General features: G+C 49.5%; 2 rRNA genes. Both read right to left on the reverse strand.

The features are described 5' to 3' along the window. Positions 1–117 (reverse strand): 5S ribosomal RNA (gene rrf, locus FC80_RS00505). An 83-nt stretch (positions 118–200) separates the two neighbouring features. Continuing rightward, positions 201–3119, reverse strand: a 23S ribosomal RNA gene (locus tag FC80_RS00510). Between the last annotated feature and the right edge of the window lie 79 nt (positions 3120–3198).

Below are 3198 nucleotides of genomic sequence, written 5' to 3' on the forward strand. Positions count from 1 at the left end.
GCACGGCAACGTCCTATCCTCGCAGGGGGCGATCCCCCAACTACTATCGGCGCTAAGAAGCTTAACTTCTGTGTTCGACATGGGTACAGGTGTATCCTTCTTGCCATCATCACCGCACTTTTTCCTTGAGAAAACCTTGTTCTCTCAAAACTAGCTAATATCTTTCTACCATAACCTTCTTACCGTCCGCATTTCTCTTCTTGGTTAAGTCCTCGACCGATTAGTTTTGGTCCGCTCCATACATCACTGTACTTCCACTTCCAACCTATCTACCTGATCTTCTCTCAGGGGTCTTACTTCCCGAAGGAATGGGAAATCTTATCTCGAGGTGAGTTTCGCACTTAGATGCTTTCAGCGTTTATCTCATCCACACATAGCTACCCAGCGATGCTCCTGGCGGAACAACTGGTACACCAGCGGTGTGTCCATCCCGGTCCTCTCGTACTAAGGACAGATCCTCTCAAATTTCCTACGCCCGCGACGGATAGGGACCGAACTGTCTCACGACGTTCTGAACCCAGCTCGCGTACCGCTTTAATGGGCGAACAGCCCAACCCTTGGGACCGACTACAGCCCCAGGATGCGATGAGCCGACATCGAGGTGCCAAACCTCCCCGTCGATGTGGACTCTTGGGGGAGATAAGCCTGTTATCCCCAGGGTAGCTTTTATCCGTTGAGCGATGGCCCTTCCATGCGGAACCACCGGATCACTAAGCCCGACTTTCGTCCCTGCTCGACTTGTAGGTCTCGCAGTCAAGCTCCCTTGTGCCTTTACACTCTGCGAATGATTTCCAACCATTCTGAGGGAACCTTTGGGCGCCTCCGTTACCTTTTAGGAGGCGACCGCCCCAGTCAAACTGCCCACCTGACACTGTCTCCCACCAAGTTTATTGGTGAGGGTTAGAGTGTTCATACAACGAGGGTAGTATCCCACCAATGCCTCCGTCGAGACTAGCGTCCCGACTTCTATGGCTCCTACCTATCCTGTACAAGCTGTACAAACACCCAATATCAAGCTACAGTAAAGCTCCATGGGGTCTTTCCGTCCTGTCGCGGGTAACCCGCATCTTCACGGGTAATATAATTTCACCGAGTCTCTCGTTGAGACAGTGCCCAGATCGTTACGCCTTTCGTGCGGGTCGGAACTTACCCGACAAGGAATTTCGCTACCTTAGGACCGTTATAGTTACGGCCGCCGTTTACTGGGGCTTCAATTCTGAGCTTCGCCGAAGCTAACCCATCCTCTTAACCTTCCAGCACCGGGCAGGCGTCAGCCCCTATACGTCATCTTACGATTTTGCAGAAACCTGTGTTTTTGATAAACAGTCGCCTGGGCCTATTCACTGCGGCTGAGCTTGCGCTCAGCACCCCTTCTCCCGAAGTTACGGGGTCATTTTGCCGAGTTCCTTAACGAGAGTTCTCTCGCTCACCTTAGGATTCTCTCCTCGACTACCTGTGTCGGTTTGCGGTACGGGTAGTTATTATCTAACTAGAAGCTTTTCTCGGCAGTGTGACATCAGTATCTTCGCTACTATTATTTCGCTCCCCATCGTAACTTGTCCTTATAAGCAAGCATTTGACTCACTCACAAACTTATTACTTGGACACACATTTCCATCAGTGTGCATACCTAGCCTCCTGCGTCCCTCCTTCGTTCAAACAACAATAACTAGTACAGGAATCTCTACCTGTTATCCATCGCCTACGCCTCTCGGCCTCAGCTTAGGTCCCGACTAACCCTGGGAGGACGAGCCTTCCCCAGGAAACCTTAGTCATTCGGTGGACAGGATTCTCACCTGTCTTTCGCTACTCATACCGGCATTCTCACTTCTAAGCGCTCCACCAGTCCTTCCGGTCTAGCTTCTTCGCCCTTAGAACGCTCTCCTACCACGCAACCTTACGGTTGCATCCACAATTTCGGTAATATGTTTAGCCCCGGTACATTTTCGGCGCAGGGTCACTCGACTAGTGAGCTATTACGCACTCTTTAAATGGTGGCTGCTTCTGAGCCAACATCCTAGTTGTCTGTGCAACTCCACATCCTTTTCCACTTAACATATATTTAGGGACCTTAATTGGTGGTCTGGGCTGTTTCCCTTTCGACTACGGATCTTATCACTCGCAGTCTGACTCCCGGATATAGATCTATGGCATTCGGAGTTTATCTGAATTCAGTAACCCTAGATGGGCCCCTAGTCCAAACAGTGCTCTACCTCCATGATCCTTTTATTCCGAGGCTAGCCCTAAAGCTATTTCGGAGAGAACCAGCTATCTCCAAGTTCGTTTGGAATTTCTCCGCTACCCACACCTCATCTCAGCATTTTTCAACATACATGAGTTCGGTCCTCCAGTGCGTTTTACCGCACCTTCAACCTGGACATGGGTAGGTCACCTGGTTTCGGGTCTACGTCTACATACTCATTCGCCCTATTCAGACTCGCTTTCGCTACGGCTCCGTCATTTCCGACTTAACCTTGCATGCAAACGTAACTCGCCGGTTCATTCTACAAAAGGCACGCTATCACCCATTAACGGGCTCTAACTACTTGTAGGCACATGGTTTCAGGAACTATTTCACTCCCCTTCCGGGGTGCTTTTCACCTTTCCCTCACGGTACTGGTTCACTATCGGTCACTAGGGAGTATTTAGCCTTGGGAGATGGTCCTCCCGGATTCCGACGGAATTTCACGTGTTCCGCCGTACTCAGGATCCTGAACTGAGAGAACATCATTTCATCTACAGGGCTTTCACCTTCTTTAGCTGACCTTCCCAGATCATTCGATTATGATATTCTTTGGTAACTCAAATGTTCAGTCCTACAACCCCAAAAAGCAAGCTTTTTGGTTTGGGCTCTTCCCCGTTCGCTCGCCGCTACTTAGGGAATCGATTTTTCTTTCTCTTCCTGCAGGTACTTAGATGTTTCAGTTCCCTGCGTCTTCCTCTAACTGGTCTATGTATTCAACCAGCAGTAATAGTCGATTAAAACTATTGGGTTTCCCCATTCGGAAATCTCCGGATCATAGCTTACTTACAGCTCCCCGGAGCATATCGGAGTTAGTCCCGTCCTTCATCGGCTCCTAGTGCCAAGGCATCCACCATGCGCCCTTAATAACTTAACCTATCTTTACCTACGGTAAAGCGGTTATGAGTTTTGCGTTCAAGATTCTTCTTGTTTTAAACTCTTTAAAACGCGGTGTT

The sequence above is a fragment of the Liquorilactobacillus cacaonum DSM 21116 genome, from assembly GCF_001436735.1.
GTDB lineage: Bacteria > Bacillota > Bacilli > Lactobacillales > Lactobacillaceae > Liquorilactobacillus > Liquorilactobacillus cacaonum.